We start from the raw sequence: 16,290 nt of genomic DNA on the forward strand, positions 1-16,290 counted from the left end.
CGGTGTGGCTGGGAGTGCTGTCGTGGTGGGTCTGGGGTGTGCGGTGTGGCTGGGAGTGCTGTCGTGGTGGGTCTGGGGTGTGCGGTGTGGCTGGGAGTGCTGTCGTGGTGGGTCTGGGGTGTGCGGTGTGGCTGGGTAGTGCTGTCGTGGTGGGTCTGGGGTTTTGGGGTGTTGGTCGGGCGGGGGCTTCGGGGGGAGTGAGTCAGGGGGTGGTGGGTTCGGGGGTGGGGTGTTTGGTGGCTACTACGGTGCGGTAGACGATGGCGCCCACCGTGAGGATTACGGCTACTGAGAGGGGGCCTGCCCAGAGTTGCCACCAGCTGCCGCCTGCGGGGGTGTAGACCTCGGGGCGGGGCCAGGCGAGGTTGATGACCATGGCGATGCCCCAGGCGACGGCGAGGGCGTTGAGGGGGATGCCCCAGCGGCCCAGGTGGAACAGGGAGGGGTCGTCGAGGGCGGGCATGCCCTTGATGCGGCGGATCAGCAGGGGGATGGTGACCAGGAGGTAGGCCAGGTAGAGGCTGACGATGCAGACGCTGGCGAGGGTGGCGAAGATGGCGGGGTTGCCGAGGTTCAGGACCAGGAGGCCGATGCCGAGGGCGCCGATTACGACGGCGGGCCAGACGGGGGTTCCGAAGCGGGGGTGGACGGTCGAGAGGGCCTTGGCGAAGGGGAGCTTGCCGTCGCGGGCCATCGAGAACATCAGGCGTGAGCCTGCGGTCTGGATGGCGAGGGTGCAGACGATGACGGCGACGGCCACGCAGCCGAGGAGTACCGATCCGGCGGGGCTGTTCAGCTTCGAGGTGATGACGTAAGCCAGTCCGCCGGTGGACAATTCGCCGCCGGACAGGCTCGGCGCCGCCATCAGGGCGCCGAGCAGCATGAGGCCGCCGCCGAGTGCCGACACCGACAGGGCGAGCAGGATGGTGCGGGGCGCGACCCGGCGGGGGTTCTTGGTTTCCTCGGAAAGCTCACCGGCGGAATCGAATCCGACCATCACGTACGCGGCCATCAGGCCCGAGACCAGGAACGCGGCCCAGTACGGGCCGGGGGAGGCCTGGTCGGTCTGGAACACCACGTCGGGGCCGCGCTCGGTGTTGACGAAGAACAGCGCGATGATCGCCAGCACGCCGACGATCTCGACGGTGACGCCGATCGAATTGATCTTCGACATCAGATCGATGCCGATCACATTGATGGTGGTGGTGACCACGAGCAGCACGCTGCCCAGCAGCACGGCGTTCATCGCGCCGTCGGGGGACGTGAGCGCGGTGTCGGTGCCGATGAGCTGGAATCCGCTCCAGATCGACGGCAGTACCACCTGCAGTGCGATGGCGGCCGCGGCGGCGGTGACGACCTGGGCGATCACCATCATCCAACCGGCGAACCAGCCGACCAGACCGCCCGCCAGGCGGCGCGACCACTGATAGATACAGCCGGAGATCGGGTACCGGGCGGCGAGCTCGGCGAAGTTCAGCGCGACCAGGAACTGGCCGGCGAACACGAGCGGCCAGGTCCAGAAGAAGGCGGCGCCGCCGAACGAATAGCCGAAGCCGAAGAACTGGAAGATCGTGGTGAGAATGGAGACGAACGAGAAACCTGCCGCGAACGACGCGTAGCGCCCTAGTTTGCGGTGCAGGACCGGCTGATAGCCGAAAGCTGCCAGATCGGCGCTGTCGCGGCCGAGTTCGGGTGGGGCTGTGGGAGATTCGAGCGTCGTGGCCATGTCGGTGTCCTTCAGCGGTGCGGCCAATATCTATCAGTCGATAGTTTTGCGCGCGCGATCGCTCGAACGGTGTCGTGCGTGTATCGACTGCGGGTACCGCGGTAACTTCTGCGTTGCCTGGGTTTCTGTCAAATGACAGGAATTCGACCGACCGGCATTCTTGCTGGTGAACTGCCCCCTGCGGCCCGGGTGAGTGTCCGATGACAGAATCGACCTGTGGCAAATCTTGGTCCCGGGCGTCCCCGGCTGGAACAGCGGCGCAGGCAGGGAACCACGCCGCGCGCGGAGATCCTCGACGCGGCGGCGGAACTCTTCACCACCAAGGGCTACGCCAACACCTCGACGCGGGCGGTGGCCGACGCGGTCGGGATCCGCCAGGCCTCGCTGTATCACCACTTCGCGGCCAAGGACGACATCCTCGACGCGCTCCTGGCCGAAACGGTGGCGGGCCCGGTGGAATTCGCGCAGCGGATGATGGGCGAGCCGGAACCCGCGGCGGTCCAGCTGTACGCGCTGGCGCTGTTCGATGTGCGCCAATTGCGCACCGCGCGTTGGAATCTGGGCGCGCTGTACCTGCTGCCCGAACTTCGCACGGAGCGTTTCGTCGCGTTCCGCTGCCGTCGCGACGAACTGCGCGGACACTACGAGCGCCTGGCCGCCGAATCATCAGCGGCCGCAGGCGAATCCGACGACTCACGAATTCTGCCGTTCCGGCTGGTCGAGACGGTGATCGCGATCAGGTACGACGAGGGGGCCGCGGGAGTCGGCATCGAGCGCGAGATCCCGACCGCGATCATGCGGACCGTCGGCTACCGCGGTGACGTCGAGCAGGTGCGCGCGGCGGCCGACGCACTACTCACCCGACTGGGCGAGGCCCACAGCACCCCAGCTACCGGATAACTGCCCGGCGCGACCTGCATCGACTCGGTGCGCGGCCATCGGGCTGGAATCAGCGGGTGGTCGGGGGTGCGATCTGCCAGTGTTGGTTGAGGGCGCCTGCGATTTCGGGCAGGACGGTGATCGGGATTCGTTTCGCGCGCAAAAGTTCTCGGATCTCGCTGACCTGTTCGCGCTTGCGCATGTCGTAGGCGCCGGTGACGGGGCGGATCACCGGGGGGATCGACAGGAGTACCAGCTCGTCGCTGGGCTCGCCGTTGAGGTCGAGGGCCAGGGCCCAGCGGTCGTGCTCGTCGAGGGTGAAGCGGCCCGCCACCACGTGGTCCCACGGCACGGTCGACGAGCGGAACGGGGTTCGCGCGTAGATGGCGTGCTCGTGCAGTTCGATGACGTCACGGACGAACAGCGCGACACCCGCCGCGAACCCGCCGACCGCTCCGACCAGCAACCCGGTGATCACCCGGTTCACCCCGAACAACCCGACAACGCCCGTGGTGACCAGGACTCCGATCAAGCAATAGAACAGGCTCCGACCAACGGGCACCACCCCGGCACGCACGACCGACATGCGGACCTCCCTCTCACGACTCGTGGCCCACCCTAGTCATGAACCGAGCGACACCACTGCTTCGGTGGTCTCCACGAGGAACGTGAAGGTCTCCTGGAAGTACAGCTGCACGGTCTCGGCGTCGTGGCTGAGGTAGCCGATCGACAGATCCTGGCCCAGTGCCAGCTCGAAGTCGCCGCCACGGGTGGTGAGCGCGAAGCCGCCCGAGATCGCCGGTGCCCAGATGATCTCGCCGTCGATCAGGCGCTCGATGTGGGTGCGGATCGGGTGACCGTGGTCGGAGGTCTCACTGACCTGGGTGTACAGCTCGGCGCTGAGCACCACCGAGTACGGGCCCTGCACACCGGCCAGGCGCAGGCCGGTGAGGGCGTGCGCGACGGCGTCGGGGATGTCGACGACATTGCTCGGCAGGGCGACCGGCGCGTTGGACGCGGCGGCCCGGATGCCGGTGATGCCGCCCGCGGCGTAGCTCTCGAAGATCGCGCGGTCCTCGGCGAAGGCGATCTTCTGCGCGGCGGCTTTGAGGTTGTCGAAGTCGGCGTCGTTGGCGCCGCGCTCGACGTCATCGAGTTCCTGGCGGTTCAGCGTGAACGGCACCCGCAGCTCGACCAGCGGCTGTACCACGCGCTGGTGGGCTTGCACGCCGTCGTCCGGTGACTCGATGGAGGTGAGCCTGCCGCGGTTGAGCGCCGAGTAGGCGACACCGTGCGGGCCCGACACATCGACTACTCGGCGACCCGCGATATTGCGCTTGAACGTGCGGGTGGCTTCTTCTTCGATCTGTGCCCAGGCCGCGCCGGTGATCGGCGCGAGTTCGCGGTACAGGTTGTTCATTGAGCGCTCCTTTTCATCGTGCCGATGGCGAGTGAACCGTCCGAGCCTGCCGCCGCCGCATTCGCCTCGATCACCGGCTCGAATTCGGGGACGGGAACGTCCGGGTCTTCGGTGGCGGTCGCTGCGGGCGCGGCGGGTAGGTCGCCGAGGAAATCGGCTGATGGGGTGAAGAACAGGGTGCCGGTGAGGGCAGTGGAGAAGTCGAGGATGCGGTCGTAGGCGGCCTGATCGGTGCCGAGGAACATCCGCTCGAGCATCTTCTCGGTGACCGACGGGGTGGCCGAGTACGCGATGTAATAGGTGCCGAGTTGCCCGTCGCCGATGGTGCCGAACGGCATGTTGGCGCGCACGATGTCGTGCTCGACGCCGTTCTCGTCGACGATGGTGTTCATCACCACGTGCGAGCTCGGCGGCTTCACATCGTCGGGCAGTTCGTAATCGCTGAGTTTGGTGCGGCCGATGATGCGTTCCTGCTCCTCGACCGACAGCGCGTTCCACTGGTCGAGCGGGTGGATGTACTTCTGCACGATCACGTAGCTACCACCGGCGAACTCGGGATCGGAGTCGCCGACGAACACACAGGCCTCGGCCGCCGCGCCCTCCGGATTGGCAGTTCCGTCGACGAAGCCGAGCAGGTCGCGCTGTTCGTAATAGCGGAAGCCGGAGGTCTCGTCGACCACCGTGGCGGCGCCGCGCAGACGGGTGGCGATGGCCATCGCGAGCTCGTAGCAGGCGCCGGTGCTCTCGGCCCTGATGTGGAAGAGCAGATCGCCGGGCGTGGCGGGGCAGGAGTGCTTAGGCCCGTTGTAGCCCGGAAACTCGTGCAGCTCAGCGGGTTTGGGCCCGGTGAACAAGCGGTCCCATGCGCTGGAACCGATCGAGGTGACGCAGCTCAGACCCCCGCCCGGCGTGCGGAACCCGACAGACTTTCGTAGGCCGTCGACCTCGCCGAGCAAGGTTCGGACGGCTGCCTCGCCGCCCTCGTCGATGGTCGTGACGAGGAAGACTGCGGCGGGCGTGAGTGGAACGAGGACCGACTGTGGCTCACCCATGGCGTCCAGAGTACGGCTCCGTACCGACAGGTTCGAATCAGCGTCCTGGTGTGTCAGTGCATTTCGGGCGAACGACCAGGTGATCTACTTCGCGACGGTCAGCAGAAAGGTGACGTCGTCGACGGCTTTGACGCTGTGGCGGGCGCGCGGGACGACGATGAGGTCGCCTGCCGAGCCCTTCCACTCGTCGGTGCCCGCGATCAGCACCAGCGTGCCGGACAGCACCTGGATGGTGGAATCGCCCGCATTGTCGTGTTCGGCCAGGCTCTGACCCTCGGCGAGGGCGACGACGGTCTGGCGCAGCGCGTGAGTGTGGCCGCCGATGAGCGTTTGCGAACTCCGGCCGCTCGTCGAGGTGGCAGCCAGCTTGAGCTGTTGACGGGCCACCGCTGTCAGCGATTTCTTGTCCATGGATCCGAGCCTTTCGCAGGCATCTCGCGGGCAGGTCTGCGAAGAGTATGCCCGACGTCGCGCACGCGGTCGGGCGTTTTGCCGCGACCGTTAGCCAGGTGTTGTCAGTCGCGGGTGTAGCGGCGAATGCGGTAGCGCAGACCGGATTTCGAGGTCAGCCACGGCGTGTCGTCGGCATGCCATTCGGGGCCGATGACCGGGGCGAACGCGTCGCCCGCCACGGTGGTGTCGACCTCGGTGACCAGCAGGGTCGTCGCGAGCGGCAGCGCGGCCCGGTAGATCTCGCCGCCACCGGCGACCCAGGTGTCGGACTCGCCGGTCATGGTCAGCGCGTCGGGCACCGAGGCGGCGCGTTCGGCGCCCTCGGCGGCCCAATCGGGCTGGCGGGTGACCACGATGTTGCGACGGCCGGACAGTGGACGGAAACTCGCGGGCAGCGAATCCCAGGTCCGCCTGCCCATGATCACCGGGTGACCCATGGTGGTATCGCGGAAGCTGGCCATGTCCTCTGGCACGCGCCAGGGAATGGTGTTGTCGACGCCGATCACCCGGTCGTTCGCCTGCGCCCAGATCAGGCCGATCTGCTTCACACCGCCACCGGCGCCTTGATGCCCGGGTGATGTTTGTAGTCCGACAGCTCGATGTCTTCGTAGGTGTAGTCGAACAGGCTTGTCGCCGGGCGCAGGTGCAGCGTCGGGAACGGGTAGGGCTCGCGGGTGAGCTGCTCGCGGACCTGGTCGACGTGGTTGTCGTAGATGTGCACGTCGCCGCCGGTCCAGATGAATTCGCCCGGTTCGAGCTCGGTCTGCTGCGCGACCATCAGGGTGAGCAGGGCGTAGCTGGCGATATTGAACGGCACGCCGAGGAAAAGGTCGGCGCTGCGCTGGTACAGCTGACACGACAGCTTGCCGTCGGCCACATAGAACTGGAAGAACGCGTGGCAGGGTGCCAGAGCCATCTTGTCCAGGTCGGCCACGTTCCAGGCCGAGACGATCATCCGGCGCGAATCCGGGTCGGTGCGCAGGGTGTGCAGCACCTGGGCGATCTGGTCGATGTGGGTGCCGTCGGGGGTCGGCCACGAGCGCCACTGCACGCCGTAGACGGGGCCGAGCTCACCCTTGGCGTCGGCCCATTCGTCCCAGATGGTGACGCCGTGTTCGCGCAGCCAGGAGACATTCGAATCGCCGCGCAGGAACCACAGCAGCTCGTAGGCGATGGATTTCATGTGGACCCGCTTGGTGGTGATCAGCGGGAAGGATTCGGACAGGTCGTAGCGCAGCTGATGTCCGAAGATGCTGCGGGTTCCGGTGCCGGTGCGATCGGCTTTGGGCGTGCCATGCTCGAGCACGTCCCGGAGGAGATCCTCGTACTGCGTATCAAGGGTGGCCACGTCTGGTAATCCTACGGGGATCGGTAGGTGGTCAACCACCTGGTCACCTGGTGGCCGGCCACCTGGCAAGCTCTTCGCCTATGCGCGAGCTCTACGTGATCGGCATCGGTGCGGGCGACCCCGACCAGGTGACGATGCAGGCGGTCAAGGCCATGCGAAAGGCCGAGGCGTTCTTCGTGATCGGCAAAGGCGCGGAGAAACAGGAACTGGTCGATGTGCGGACCACGATCCTGGCCGAGTACGTGGACACCCCACATCGGATCATCGAGATCGCCGATCCGCCGCGCGAGCGGACCCCCGATGACTACGCGGGGGTGGTCGTGGACTGGCACGAACGACGCTCCGAACTGCTCGAAGCCGCATTCGACCAGGTGGACGGGGTCGGTGCGATTCTCGTGTGGGGTGATCCGGCGCTCTACGACTCCACCCTGCGGATGGTCGAACACGTGCTGGCGCGTGGGCGGACGGCGTTCGATTACGAGGTGATTCCGGGTGTCACCAGCATTGCCGCCCTGGCCGCCAGGCACCGGATGGTGCTGCATCGCATCGGCGAACCCGTCCATGTGACGACCGGCCGCAAGCTGCGCGAAGAAGGCCTCGGCCCCGGTTCGACGGTGGTGATGCTCGATGGGGAATGCTCGTTCACCGAGGTGCCAGGCACCGATATCCACATCTGGTGGGGGGCCTACCTCGGCATGCCCGACGAAACGCTGATCGAGGGAAATCTGCGCGAAGTCGAACGCGACATCGTGGCCCGTCGAGCGGAATTACGCGCGGCGAAGGGCTGGATCATGGACGTTTATCTGCTCCGCGAGGGCTGACGGATCCCGCGCCGATCCCCGCGAGGTAGCTAAACTGGCCTGGTGCCCGAGCTGCCGGAAATCGAGGCGTTGGCGCAGTTCCTTCGGGATCATGCGGTCGGCGCCGTGGTCGGTCGTGTGGACGTGGCGGCCCTGAGCGTGGTGAAGACCTTCGATCCGCCGGTCACCGCGCTGTCCGGTCGTGACGTCACCGGGGCGGCCCGGTGGGGGAAATTCCTCGGAATGGATTGCGGCGGACTGTGGTTGATCACCCATCTGTCGCGCGCGGGCTGGTTGCGGTGGGTCGACGAGCCGAATCCGTTGCCGCCCAAGCCTGGTGGGAAGAGTCCCCTCGCTTTGCGCGTGCACTTCTTCACGCCGGAGGGAACCACCCCGTCGATCGATCTGACCGAGGCCGGGACGAAGAAGCGGCTGGCGGTCTACGTCGTCGAGGATCCGATGACGGTGCCGGGGATCGCGCGGCTGGGGCCCGACGCGCTCGCGCTGACCGAGGACGAGTTCGCCGCGCTGCTGAAAAGTACCTCGCAGCGGATCAAGACCGCGATCGTGGATCAGACCTTGCTCGCGGGGATCGGCAACGCCTACTCCGACGAGATACTGCACACCGCGAAGATCTCGCCGTTCGCGAACACCAAAACGATGTCGGCGGAAAAGGTTTCGCAGTTGTACACCGCGATGCGCACAGTCCTGCTCGACGCGGTCGACCGCTCGGTGGGGCAGGACGCGGCCCGGTTGAAGGGCGAAAAGCGTTCTGGCATGCGGGTTCACGCCAGAACGGGCGAAGCGTGCCCGGTGTGTGGGGATACGGTGCGCGAGGTGTCCTACGCGGAGCGCTCGTTCCAGTACTGCGCCACCTGCCAGACCGGCGGCAAGGTGCTCGCCGACCGGCGGATGTCGCGGCTGCTCAAATAGTCTTCTGGCGCCAGGATTCCAGTAGCCGGAGCCAGAATTCGCTGACAGTCGGGAAAGCGGGGACCGCGTTCCACAGGGTGTCCATCGGCACCTGACCGACCACCGCGATGGTGGCGGCGTGCAGTTGCTCGCCCATGTCGGGGCCGACGAAGGTGGCGCCGAGAATCCGGTCGGCGGCAGTGTCGACGACGAGTTTCGCGCGGCCGTGGAAGTTGTCGCGCGACAGGGCCGAACCCGCGACCTCGATAGCGAGTTCGACGGTGTCGACCGCGTGGCCCGCTGTGCGCGCCTCGTGTTCGGTGAGGCCGACGGCCGCGAGTTCCGGTGCGGTGTAGACGACTTGGGGTACCTGCTGGTGGTCGGCGCTCGCGGTGAATCGCATGCCGTCCAGTGGGCGGCCCTCGGCGCGGGCGGCGATCACGTCACCACACACGCGGGCCTGGTACTTACCCATATGTGTCAGTGCCACACGGTGATTCACATCGCCGACGGCGTACAGCCAGTCGCCCGGCACGTCGCGTGCGGTCAGTTGATCGTCGACCGCGATGTATCCCGCAGGTAGTCCGACAGTGTCGAGGCCAAGGGACGAGGTGGCGGGGGTGCGGCCGGTCGCGACGACGAGTTCGTCGACCTCGAGTTCGCCGTCGTCGAGCACGAGAGTGACCGGCCCGCCGTGGATGTGGCCGACGCCGGTGTCCTCGGGGTCGCGGCGGGAGACCAGCTTCGGTTCGGTGTGGAAGCGCACCTTCACGATGCCGGTTTCGAGCAGACCCTGCAGCACCATCGCCGAGGCGAACGGTTCGTTGCGGGGGAGCAGGCGGTCGCCGCGGACCAGCAGGGTCACCTCCTCGGCGCCGAGTTCGGCCAGCCAGGTCGCCGCCTCACAGGCGACGACACCGCCGCCGACGATGGCGACGCGGCGCGGGACGACGGTGAGATTGGTGGCGTCGCGAGAGGTCCACGGCAGGGCCTCGCGCACGCCCGGAATGTCCGGGATGGTGGCGGTGGTGCCGGTGGCCAGCACCACCGCGTGCCGGGCGCGCAGCGTTTTCACGCCGTCGCCGGTGTCGACCTCGACGAGTCGTTCGCCGACCAGGCGGCCCGTGCCGCGAACAGGGTCGATTCCGGCCGATTTCGCCCACTCGACCTGGGAACTGTCGTCGTGGTTGTGCACGAACGTGTCGCGGCGAGCCAGGACATCGCCCACCTGCGGGCCGCTCGCGGTCACGCCCGGCATCGCCTCACCGAGTTCGAGAACGGCGCCCGGGCGCAACAGCGCCTTGCTGGGAATACACGCCCAGTAACTGCATTCGCCGCCGAACAGTTCCCGCTCGACGATGGCGGCCGTGCGGTCGCTGCCCGCGATGGCGTAGGCGGCGGCGTTCTCACCCGCCGGGCCGCCACCGATCACGATGACGTCGTATTCGTCGGTCACTGCAGATAGCCCTCGACCTCACGGGGTGAACGCAGCCCGGTTTCCTCGGGGGATTCGCCGGAGCCGATCCGAGCGCGCCGCTGCCGCAACAGATCCCACGCCTGATCGAGCATCACCTCCAACTCGGCCAGCTGCTTGCGCTCGGCGACCGGGTCGATCTCACCGGCGGTGGCCTTGGCTCGCAGGGCGTGCTCGTCGTCGACCAGCTGCTTGATCCGCGCCAGAATGTCCTGATCGGTCATGTGCTCACCCGTTCGATAGTCGGAGGGGTAGTGCCGGACTCTGTGGTCCATGCTACGACCGCACCCGGCTGGCGGGCATGGTCCGTGGTGGCGCGCCGGAGGTCCCCGCGACACGTCTCCGTCGAGGTTTGTCGGCGACGATCGGCGAGTCGGAGCGGTTCAGTGCGATGCGACATCCTTCGGTCAGGCCTGTGGTCGGCGCCGGCGCGCTATCTGCGGGACGCCTGCGCGAGGCAGCTGGCGGCGATGGGCATGGCTCGGGCGAGATCGGTGCTGTTCAGGGCGGTATAGCCGATCGCGACGCCGAAGTGGTGGTCGGGCTCGGCGAGGTGATGGCGGGCCAGGCCGTCCAGGAGGACACCGCGGGTGCGGGCGGTGGTGACGGCGTGGTGTTCGGCGGCGGCGTCGGGGAGTTCGACGACGACGTGGGAGCCGGCGTCGTCGCCGGTGACGGGGAGGCCGTGGCGGGCGAGTTCGTCGACGACGAGGGCGCGCCGGGGCGGGACCACTCTGCGGAGGCGGCGAAGGTGGCGCGACAGGTCGCCGTGGCGGGCGAACTCGCTGAGGACATGCTGGCCGGCGGGGCTGGGGGAGCTGCCGATGTGGGTGCGGTGGGTGAGTACGGCGTCGGTGATGTCGGGGCGGGCGACGAGCCAGCCGACACCGAGGGTGGTGGCGATGATCTTGCTGGTGGTTCCCAGGTGGACGACGACGTCGGGTGCCATCGATGCCAGTAGGGGCAGTGGTGCTGTGTCATAACGCAATTCGCCGTCGTAATCATCTTCGATGACGAAAGCGCCGGTGGTTCTGGCGAATTCGATGAGTTCGACCCGGCGGGAAGCCGGCATCATCGCGCCGAGTGGGAACTGGTGTGCCGGAGTGCAATACACCGCGCGCACGCCTGCCGGAATACGGTCGACGCACAAGCCGCCGGCGTCGACGGGTACCGGCAGGACTTCGATTCCCGCGGCCCGGAACGCGCCGACAGCACGCAGGTAGCCGGGGTCTTCGATGGCGACCGTATCGCCGGGTGCCAGCAGGGCGGCGGCGAGCTCGGCCACCGCACTGCTGGCACCCGCGGTGGCCAGGACCACCGATCCGGGTCCGGCGGCCAATCCGCGATGGCGGAGCAGATGGTCGGCGACCGCTGTCCGGAAGTCTGGCTCGCCCGCGCGGTTCTTGCGGGTTTCGGGTGCCTGATCGCCTGCCGCGCGCCAGGCCCGGCGCCACGCGGCGGAGTCGACCGCTTCGGCGCACGGGGCGCCGGGACTGAGATCGAGCAGGTTCGCGTCCGGGTCTGTGTCGTGGTGGGCGTCGGTGGTCGTCGGCGCGGCGGCGGGGGCGGTGCTGAGGTAGGTGCCGGAGCCGTGTTTGCCGGTCAGCCAGCCTTCGGCGTGCAGCTGGTCGTAGGCGCCCGCCACCACGGTCCGGCTCACGCCGAGCCGCTGTGCCAGGGCGCGCGAGGACGGCAGACGGTCGCCGACGCGCAGCACCCGGTCGGTCGCGGCGGCGCGCAGGGCATCGGCTACCTGCACCGACAGTGGTTCGGGGGCGGTTCGGTCGAGCGGAATCGGAAGGTCGTCGAGCATCGTCCACCTCGAATTGGCCTGTTGAACTTCGGTTGAATTGGACCTTCTCTCGGTCCACTTTGTCGGCGAAGCTCATCTTATGAGCACGCACGACGTCAACCGCAGCCCCCTGTCGCCGACCCCGCGCACCACGCTGACCCGCGCCAAGGAACGCGGTGCCACCGATCGCACGGAGCTCGATGCGGTGCTCGACGCGGGTATGGTCTGCCACCTCGGTGTGCTGCTCGGCGGGTCGCCGGTCGTGCTGCCCACCATCTACGGACGCGTCGGGGACACGCTCTACCTGCACGGATCCACCGGTGCGGGCAACCTGCGTGCTGCGATCGACACCGATATCTCGCTCGCGGTCACCCATGTCGACGGGCTGATCTACGCCCGCTCGGCCATGCACTTCTCGATGAACTACCGGTCCGCGGTGGTCCGGGGTCGGGCCGTGCTGGTCACCGACGAGGCCGAGCGTGCGAATGCCCTGCGGGTGATCGTCGAGCATTCCGCGCCCGGTGCGTGGGATCGGGTGCGCTCGCCCGATCGTAAGGAGATGGCGGCGACGATGGTGCTCGCGCTCGACCTCACCGAGGCCTCGGTCAAGGTGCGTACCGGCGGGCCCAACGACGACGAGAGTGACATCGAGGCCGGTGGTGTGTGGGCCGGGGTGCTGCCGCTGCGGCAGGTGTGGGGCGAGCCGATCCCGGCCGACAATCTGGAACCGGGCGTCGATGTGCCCGCTGATGTCGCGGCCCGGGTGACACCGGTCGAAGTGCCGGTGAGCTGAGGCTCGCCCATGCACGGCGATCCGAGCGGCTGACCTGGCGGGTGGCTGAGGTCCGGCCGCGCCGAGCGGCGACCTGGCAGGTGGCTAGTGTCCGGCCGTGCCGAGTGCCATCAGGTCCTTGGCAGAGACCTCGGGCAGGTACGCCTTCGTCAGCGCGATACCGATGCGGGGCAGATCCGCTTCGTCGCGGTAGCACAGGTACACCGGCTCGTGGCGGGGCTGGAACTTGGCCTTGAACGAATGCAATGACCGGAAGCCGTAATACGGCTCCATCGCGGCGCCGAGCCCTTCGAGCAGACGATCGATCGGCTCGGCGTCATCGGTGCCCGCACTGCGCGCCAGCGGGGCGCCGGAGAGCGAAACGATCTCGGCGCCTTCCTCTTTGAACGCCTGACACGCGGAGGCGATGAGGAATTCCACCACCGGCCGGAAACCGCCGGGTCGCCTGCGCATCACGTCCAGAGTCCAGCCGCGGATCTCGCCACCTGCCGCGTAGACGGGCAGCCAGGAGGTGATGCCGTGCACGCTGCCTTCGGTGTCGATCGCCAGCCCTACGCGCACGGCCGGGTCGAGGGCTTCCTCCACGCCGCCGAGCGTGAATCCCATTTCCGGCAGGCCCTTTTCGCCCACCCACTCCTCGGAGATCGCACGTACCTGGGCGATCACGGCGAACGGTTGGTCGGCCAGTTCCACGAGCCGGAAGTCGATGCCTTCCTTGGTCGCCCGGTTGATGGCCGACCGAATGTCCTGCCACGCTTTGCCTTTGAACTCGAGCTGGGGCAGGTCGACGATGGTGTCCTCGGCGATCTGCACACTGCGCCAACCGAGTTCGCCCGCGATGTCGGCCACGGCCTGGGTAGTGGAGAACAGGCACGGGATCAGGCCGTCGGATTCGCAGCGGTCGGTGAAGGTGGCGATGGTGTCGGGCAGCAGGTCGGCGGGGCCGATCGGGTCGGTGAGCGCGATGACGGTGCCCGCGTGCCGCTGGTAGGTGACGCAGCGTTCACCGTCGGCGGCGAACCAGTACTTGTTCTCCGGCCAGGTGGTCATCCACGACATGGTGCTGCCGCCGTAGCGGGCCAGCAGGGTACGGACCGCCTCGCCGGGCGCGGTGCCGGTGAGCGCGCCGTCGGCGATCTTGCGCCGCATGGGCACCCGGAACGCACCGCGGCCGCCGTAGAGCAGCGCCACCTCGCCCGCCCACAGCAGGCCCGTGCCGACGGTCACCGCGCCGGTCGTCTCGTAGTCGCTGCCGATGGCCACGCCGAGCAGTACCAGCGTGCTGACGACGATCAGCAGGCCGTAGGCCAGCGTCGCCCACCACGCCCAGCGCCTGCCCTTGCGTAGCTGGTCGGCGACCACCGCGATCACCAGCACTGTGAGAATCGTGCTCCACAGTGAGCCGCGTTCGTTCCCGGTGGGTCCGAGCAGGCTGTTGCCGGGGAAGAAGTACACCGCCACCGAGGCCGCCGCGATCACCAGCAGTCCGACGAAGGCGAGCATCCGCACCTCGCGTCGGGTGCGCGGCCAGAAGCCGTGTTCGGCACGGCTGAACAGCTTTTCGCCCGCAGGCAGCCAGACGGCGATCGCGAGCAGATGCATGAGATCGGCGAAGGTCGATTCGAACAGGAAGGTGATCGACACGTACGCGATCAGCGCGGCCCGCACCCGCAGTCGCCACGGCGAGCGCAGCGTCGCCGACACGGCGGCCAGCGCCGAGATCGCCGCCGTGCTGAACCCGACATCGCGCACCTCCGACAGCCGGTCGGCCCATTCGAGATGGGTGTGTGCCAGCAGGCCGACCGTCACCGAGGCGCCGAGGATGCCGACCAACTGGCCGGAAAGGCAGACGAGGGCCGCGCGTACGGTGCCGAGACGCCATTCCGCCCAGCCGACCGCGAACGCGAAAAGCACTGCCATGCACAGGTATTGGAAGGGTGTGAGGCCGAAGAACCAGCCGGACAGCGGCGTCCACCACTTGCCCTCGGTCAGTGCGGGCCAGCCGTAGGCGATATCGGGGAACCACGAACGCTCGTAGAGCCGGTGCCAGAGGCTGCCGGTGGCGAGACCGAGGAGCGCGACCACGGCGAGGAAGCCTGCGGTGAACGGCAACCGGTGGAACACGGTGCGCGCCAAGGTGACGCCGCGTGCGGGTGCCGGTTCGGTGGCGGCTGCGTTGTCGTCCATGGAACCACCCTTTGCTGCGAGTGCGCCGCACCGGTGCGGTGAGGTCTTCTGTGTACCGTATGTCATCGCGGCTGTACCGGACTGCGATGCGGGCGCTCATGGCGGTCGAAGTGAGATCTGTGGAGGTCAGCGATGACGCGAATCACCGATCTGTCGTTGCTCACCGGATGGCTGCCGGTGGCGCTGACGGTACTCGGCGCCGTGGGTGCGGTGTGGTTGCTGTTACCTCGCGCTCGGCGGTATGTCACCACGACCATGCCGATCGTGGTGCTGTCCGCCGCGGTGCTGACCGTGGCGCTGTACCTGTTCGTCGAGGAGGTGTGGCGGCCGTTTCCCGATCCGATCGCCGTGTCGGTGTATGTGCTGATCGGGATCGCGGTGGCCGCGGTGCTGCTGGTGGTGCCGCGGATTCTGGTCCGTCGGAGCGTGGGGACCGGGGTGGTGACCGTGCTCGCGGCGGTGGCCGTGCTGGTCACGGTGGGTGTGCGGATCAATCTGGTGTATGCGTCGTATCCGACTGTCGGCGCGGCGCTCGGCGTCGAGCAGGTGGAGCGGGTCGAGGCCGGTGAGCTGACGCGGCGCGAGCAGGAGGTCAGCGCGCGTCCGCTCGAACCCGCGTGGCGTGAGCCCGCCGGATTGCCCGACGGTGGGCGGGTGCTGACCGCGACGGTGCCGCCGACCGCGTCCGGGTTCACCGCGCGTGACGCCCAGATCTATTTGCCGCCAGCCTATTTCGCAGATCCGCGACCGCTGCTGCCGGTGCTGGTGTTGCTCGCCGGTGAGCCGGGCGCACCGGAGGACTGGTTCATCGGTGGGGAACTGGACGAGACCATGGACTCCTTCGCGCGTGCTCACGGTGGGCTCGCGCCGGTGGTTGTGGTGGCCGACGGGACCGGCTCCCAGTTGGCGAACCCGCTGTGCCTTGATTCCAAGCTCGGCAATGTCGCCACCTATCTGGCCGTCGACGTGCCCGCGTGGACGCGCGCGAATCTGCAGGTCGATCCGGATCCGCGGTCATGGGCGGTGGGTGGGCTGTCCTACGGCGGAACCTGTTCGCTGCAACTGGCCACGAACTATCCCCAGGTCTACCCCACCTTCCTCGACATCTCCGGCCAGGACGAACCGACGCTGGGAGACCGGCAGCGCACCGTCGACGCCGCGTTCGGTGGCGACACCGAGGCGCTGCTTCGGGTCAATCCGCTCGACCTGCTGCGGTCGCGGACATACCCGGACTCGGCCGGTGCGTTCGTCGTCGGGGCCTCGGACGAGATGTATCGGCCGCAGGTGGAGCGGATGTATCAGGCGGCGAAGGACGCGGGGATGGACGTGCGGTTGCGGATTCTGCCGGGCGGCCACAACTTCGCGCTGTGGGCGGCGGGGTTGCGCGATCAGCTGCCGTGGCTGGCCACGCGGCTCGGTCTGACACCGTGATCGTGACGGTTCCGCAGGGGTTC

Annotated in this window: 16 protein-coding genes; 5 read left to right on the forward strand and 11 right to left on the reverse strand. The window is 68.0% G+C overall.

Translation table 11 applies throughout. The features are described 5' to 3' along the window. Window positions 1-202: 202 nt before the first annotated feature. Window positions 203-1,726, reverse strand: coding sequence for an amino acid permease (locus tag ACFW6D_RS27465; protein WP_379332796.1), 1,524 nt, complete (start codon window positions 1,724-1,726; stop codon window positions 203-205). Between the two features lie 216 nt (window positions 1,727-1,942). Here ACFW6D_RS27465 and ACFW6D_RS27470 point away from each other — a divergent pair, with 216 nt between their 5' ends. Further along, window positions 1,943-2,626, forward strand: coding sequence for a helix-turn-helix domain-containing protein (locus ACFW6D_RS27470; protein ID WP_379332798.1), 684 nt, complete (start codon window positions 1,943-1,945; stop codon window positions 2,624-2,626). A 49-nt stretch (window positions 2,627-2,675) separates the two neighbouring features. Here ACFW6D_RS27470 and ACFW6D_RS27475 read toward each other — a convergent pair whose 3' ends face one another. From ACFW6D_RS27475 to ACFW6D_RS27500, 6 genes are all read right to left on the reverse strand, one after another. Further along, complete coding sequence (locus ACFW6D_RS27475) at window positions 2,676-3,191, reverse strand: hypothetical protein (protein WP_379332800.1); 516 nt, start codon at window positions 3,189-3,191, stop codon at window positions 2,676-2,678. A gap of 36 nt (window positions 3,192-3,227) precedes the next feature. Next, window positions 3,228-4,025, reverse strand: a complete 798-nt coding sequence (locus ACFW6D_RS27480; RefSeq protein ID WP_379332801.1) for a family 1 encapsulin nanocompartment shell protein — start codon at window positions 4,023-4,025, stop codon at window positions 3,228-3,230. Then, complete coding sequence (locus ACFW6D_RS27485) at window positions 4,022-5,077, reverse strand: Dyp-type peroxidase (protein WP_379332803.1); 1,056 nt, start codon at window positions 5,075-5,077, stop codon at window positions 4,022-4,024. Before ACFW6D_RS27485 ends, ACFW6D_RS27480 begins: the two co-directional genes overlap by 4 nt. An 84-nt stretch (window positions 5,078-5,161) precedes the next feature. Beyond that, window positions 5,162-5,488: a cupin domain-containing protein gene (locus tag ACFW6D_RS27490; protein WP_379233259.1), complete on the reverse strand. Its 327-nt coding sequence runs from the start codon at window positions 5,486-5,488 to the stop codon at window positions 5,162-5,164. A 104-nt stretch (window positions 5,489-5,592) separates the two neighbouring features. Beyond that, entirely contained in the window at window positions 5,593-6,078 is a 486-nt protein-coding gene (locus ACFW6D_RS27495; RefSeq protein WP_379332805.1) for a dihydrofolate reductase, read from the reverse strand. After that, complete coding sequence (locus ACFW6D_RS27500; RefSeq protein ID WP_379332807.1) at window positions 6,075-6,878, reverse strand: thymidylate synthase; 804 nt, start codon at window positions 6,876-6,878, stop codon at window positions 6,075-6,077. The genes ACFW6D_RS27495 and ACFW6D_RS27500 overlap by 4 nt, the downstream gene beginning before the upstream one ends. An 80-nt stretch (window positions 6,879-6,958) precedes the next feature. Here ACFW6D_RS27500 and cobF point away from each other — a divergent pair, with 80 nt between their 5' ends. Together cobF and ACFW6D_RS27510 are read left to right on the forward strand one after the other, a co-directional pair. Further along, entirely contained in the window at window positions 6,959-7,699 is a 741-nt protein-coding gene (cobF, locus tag ACFW6D_RS27505; RefSeq protein WP_379332808.1) for a precorrin-6A synthase (deacetylating), read from the forward strand. Window positions 7,700-7,741: 42 nt separating this feature from the next. Beyond that, window positions 7,742-8,611, forward strand: a complete 870-nt coding sequence (locus ACFW6D_RS27510) for an Fpg/Nei family DNA glycosylase (protein WP_379332810.1) — start codon at window positions 7,742-7,744, stop codon at window positions 8,609-8,611. Here the strand turns inward: ACFW6D_RS27510 and ACFW6D_RS27515 are convergent. From ACFW6D_RS27515 to ACFW6D_RS27525, 3 genes are all read right to left on the reverse strand, one after another. Continuing rightward, on the reverse strand, window positions 8,604-10,046 hold the full coding sequence (locus ACFW6D_RS27515) for a dihydrolipoyl dehydrogenase family protein (protein ID WP_379332812.1): 1,443 nt from the start codon (window positions 10,044-10,046) through the stop codon (window positions 8,604-8,606). The two genes, ACFW6D_RS27510 and ACFW6D_RS27515, sit on opposite strands and share 8 nt — an antisense overlap. Next, entirely contained in the window at window positions 10,043-10,288 is a 246-nt protein-coding gene (locus ACFW6D_RS27520) for a DUF2630 family protein (protein WP_379332814.1), read from the reverse strand. The genes ACFW6D_RS27515 and ACFW6D_RS27520 overlap by 4 nt, the downstream gene beginning before the upstream one ends. A gap of 209 nt (window positions 10,289-10,497) precedes the next feature. Next, window positions 10,498-11,877, reverse strand: coding sequence for a PLP-dependent aminotransferase family protein (locus ACFW6D_RS27525; RefSeq protein WP_379332816.1), 1,380 nt, complete (start codon window positions 11,875-11,877; stop codon window positions 10,498-10,500). 79 nt (window positions 11,878-11,956) lie between these two features. Between ACFW6D_RS27525 and ACFW6D_RS27530 the strand changes: the two genes are divergently transcribed. Further along, entirely contained in the window at window positions 11,957-12,649 is a 693-nt protein-coding gene (locus ACFW6D_RS27530) for a pyridoxamine 5'-phosphate oxidase family protein (protein ID WP_379332818.1), read from the forward strand. A gap of 84 nt (window positions 12,650-12,733) precedes the next feature. On the opposite strand, the gene ACFW6D_RS27535 is transcribed toward ACFW6D_RS27530, so the two are convergent. Further along, window positions 12,734-14,836, reverse strand: coding sequence for a bifunctional lysylphosphatidylglycerol flippase/synthetase MprF (locus tag ACFW6D_RS27535; protein WP_379332820.1), 2,103 nt, complete (start codon window positions 14,834-14,836; stop codon window positions 12,734-12,736). 132 nt (window positions 14,837-14,968) lie between these two features. Between ACFW6D_RS27535 and ACFW6D_RS27540 the strand changes: the two genes are divergently transcribed. Further along, window positions 14,969-16,267 carry an alpha/beta hydrolase gene (locus tag ACFW6D_RS27540; RefSeq protein WP_379332822.1) on the forward strand — a complete coding sequence of 433 codons (1,299 nt, stop codon included), beginning with the start codon at window positions 14,969-14,971 and terminating at the stop codon, window positions 16,265-16,267. The last annotated feature ends 23 nt before the right edge of the window (window positions 16,268-16,290 follow it).

The sequence above is a fragment of the Nocardia sp. NPDC058705 genome, assembly GCF_042749305.1.
In the GTDB taxonomy this organism is placed as follows: domain Bacteria; phylum Actinomycetota; class Actinomycetes; order Mycobacteriales; family Mycobacteriaceae; genus Nocardia.

Bases quoted from the DNA above. Each gene is read 5' to 3' on its own strand.
- ACFW6D_RS27465 (WP_379332796.1), bottom strand. From the start codon at position 1,726: ATGGCCACGACGCTCGAATCTCCCACAGCCCCACCCGAACTCGGCCGC.
- ACFW6D_RS27475 (WP_379332800.1), bottom strand. From the start codon at position 3,191: ATGTCGGTCGTGCGTGCCGGGGTGGTGCCCGTTGGTCGGAGCCTGTTC.
- ACFW6D_RS27480 (WP_379332801.1), bottom strand. From the start codon at position 4,025: ATGAACAACCTGTACCGCGAACTCGCGCCGATCACCGGCGCGGCCTGG.
- ACFW6D_RS27485 (WP_379332803.1), bottom strand. From the start codon at position 5,077: ATGGGTGAGCCACAGTCGGTCCTCGTTCCACTCACGCCCGCCGCAGTC.
- ACFW6D_RS27490 (WP_379233259.1), bottom strand. From the start codon at position 5,488: ATGGACAAGAAATCGCTGACAGCGGTGGCCCGTCAACAGCTCAAGCTG.
- cobF (WP_379332808.1), top strand. From the start codon at position 6,959: ATGCGCGAGCTCTACGTGATCGGCATCGGTGCGGGCGACCCCGACCAG.
- ACFW6D_RS27520 (WP_379332814.1), bottom strand. From the start codon at position 10,288: ATGACCGATCAGGACATTCTGGCGCGGATCAAGCAGCTGGTCGACGAC.
- ACFW6D_RS27525 (WP_379332816.1), bottom strand. From the start codon at position 11,877: ATGCTCGACGACCTTCCGATTCCGCTCGACCGAACCGCCCCCGAACCA.
- ACFW6D_RS27530 (WP_379332818.1), top strand. From the start codon at position 11,957: ATGAGCACGCACGACGTCAACCGCAGCCCCCTGTCGCCGACCCCGCGC.
- ACFW6D_RS27535 (WP_379332820.1), bottom strand. From the start codon at position 14,836: ATGGACGACAACGCAGCCGCCACCGAACCGGCACCCGCACGCGGCGTC.
- ACFW6D_RS27540 (WP_379332822.1), top strand. From the start codon at position 14,969: ATGACGCGAATCACCGATCTGTCGTTGCTCACCGGATGGCTGCCGGTG.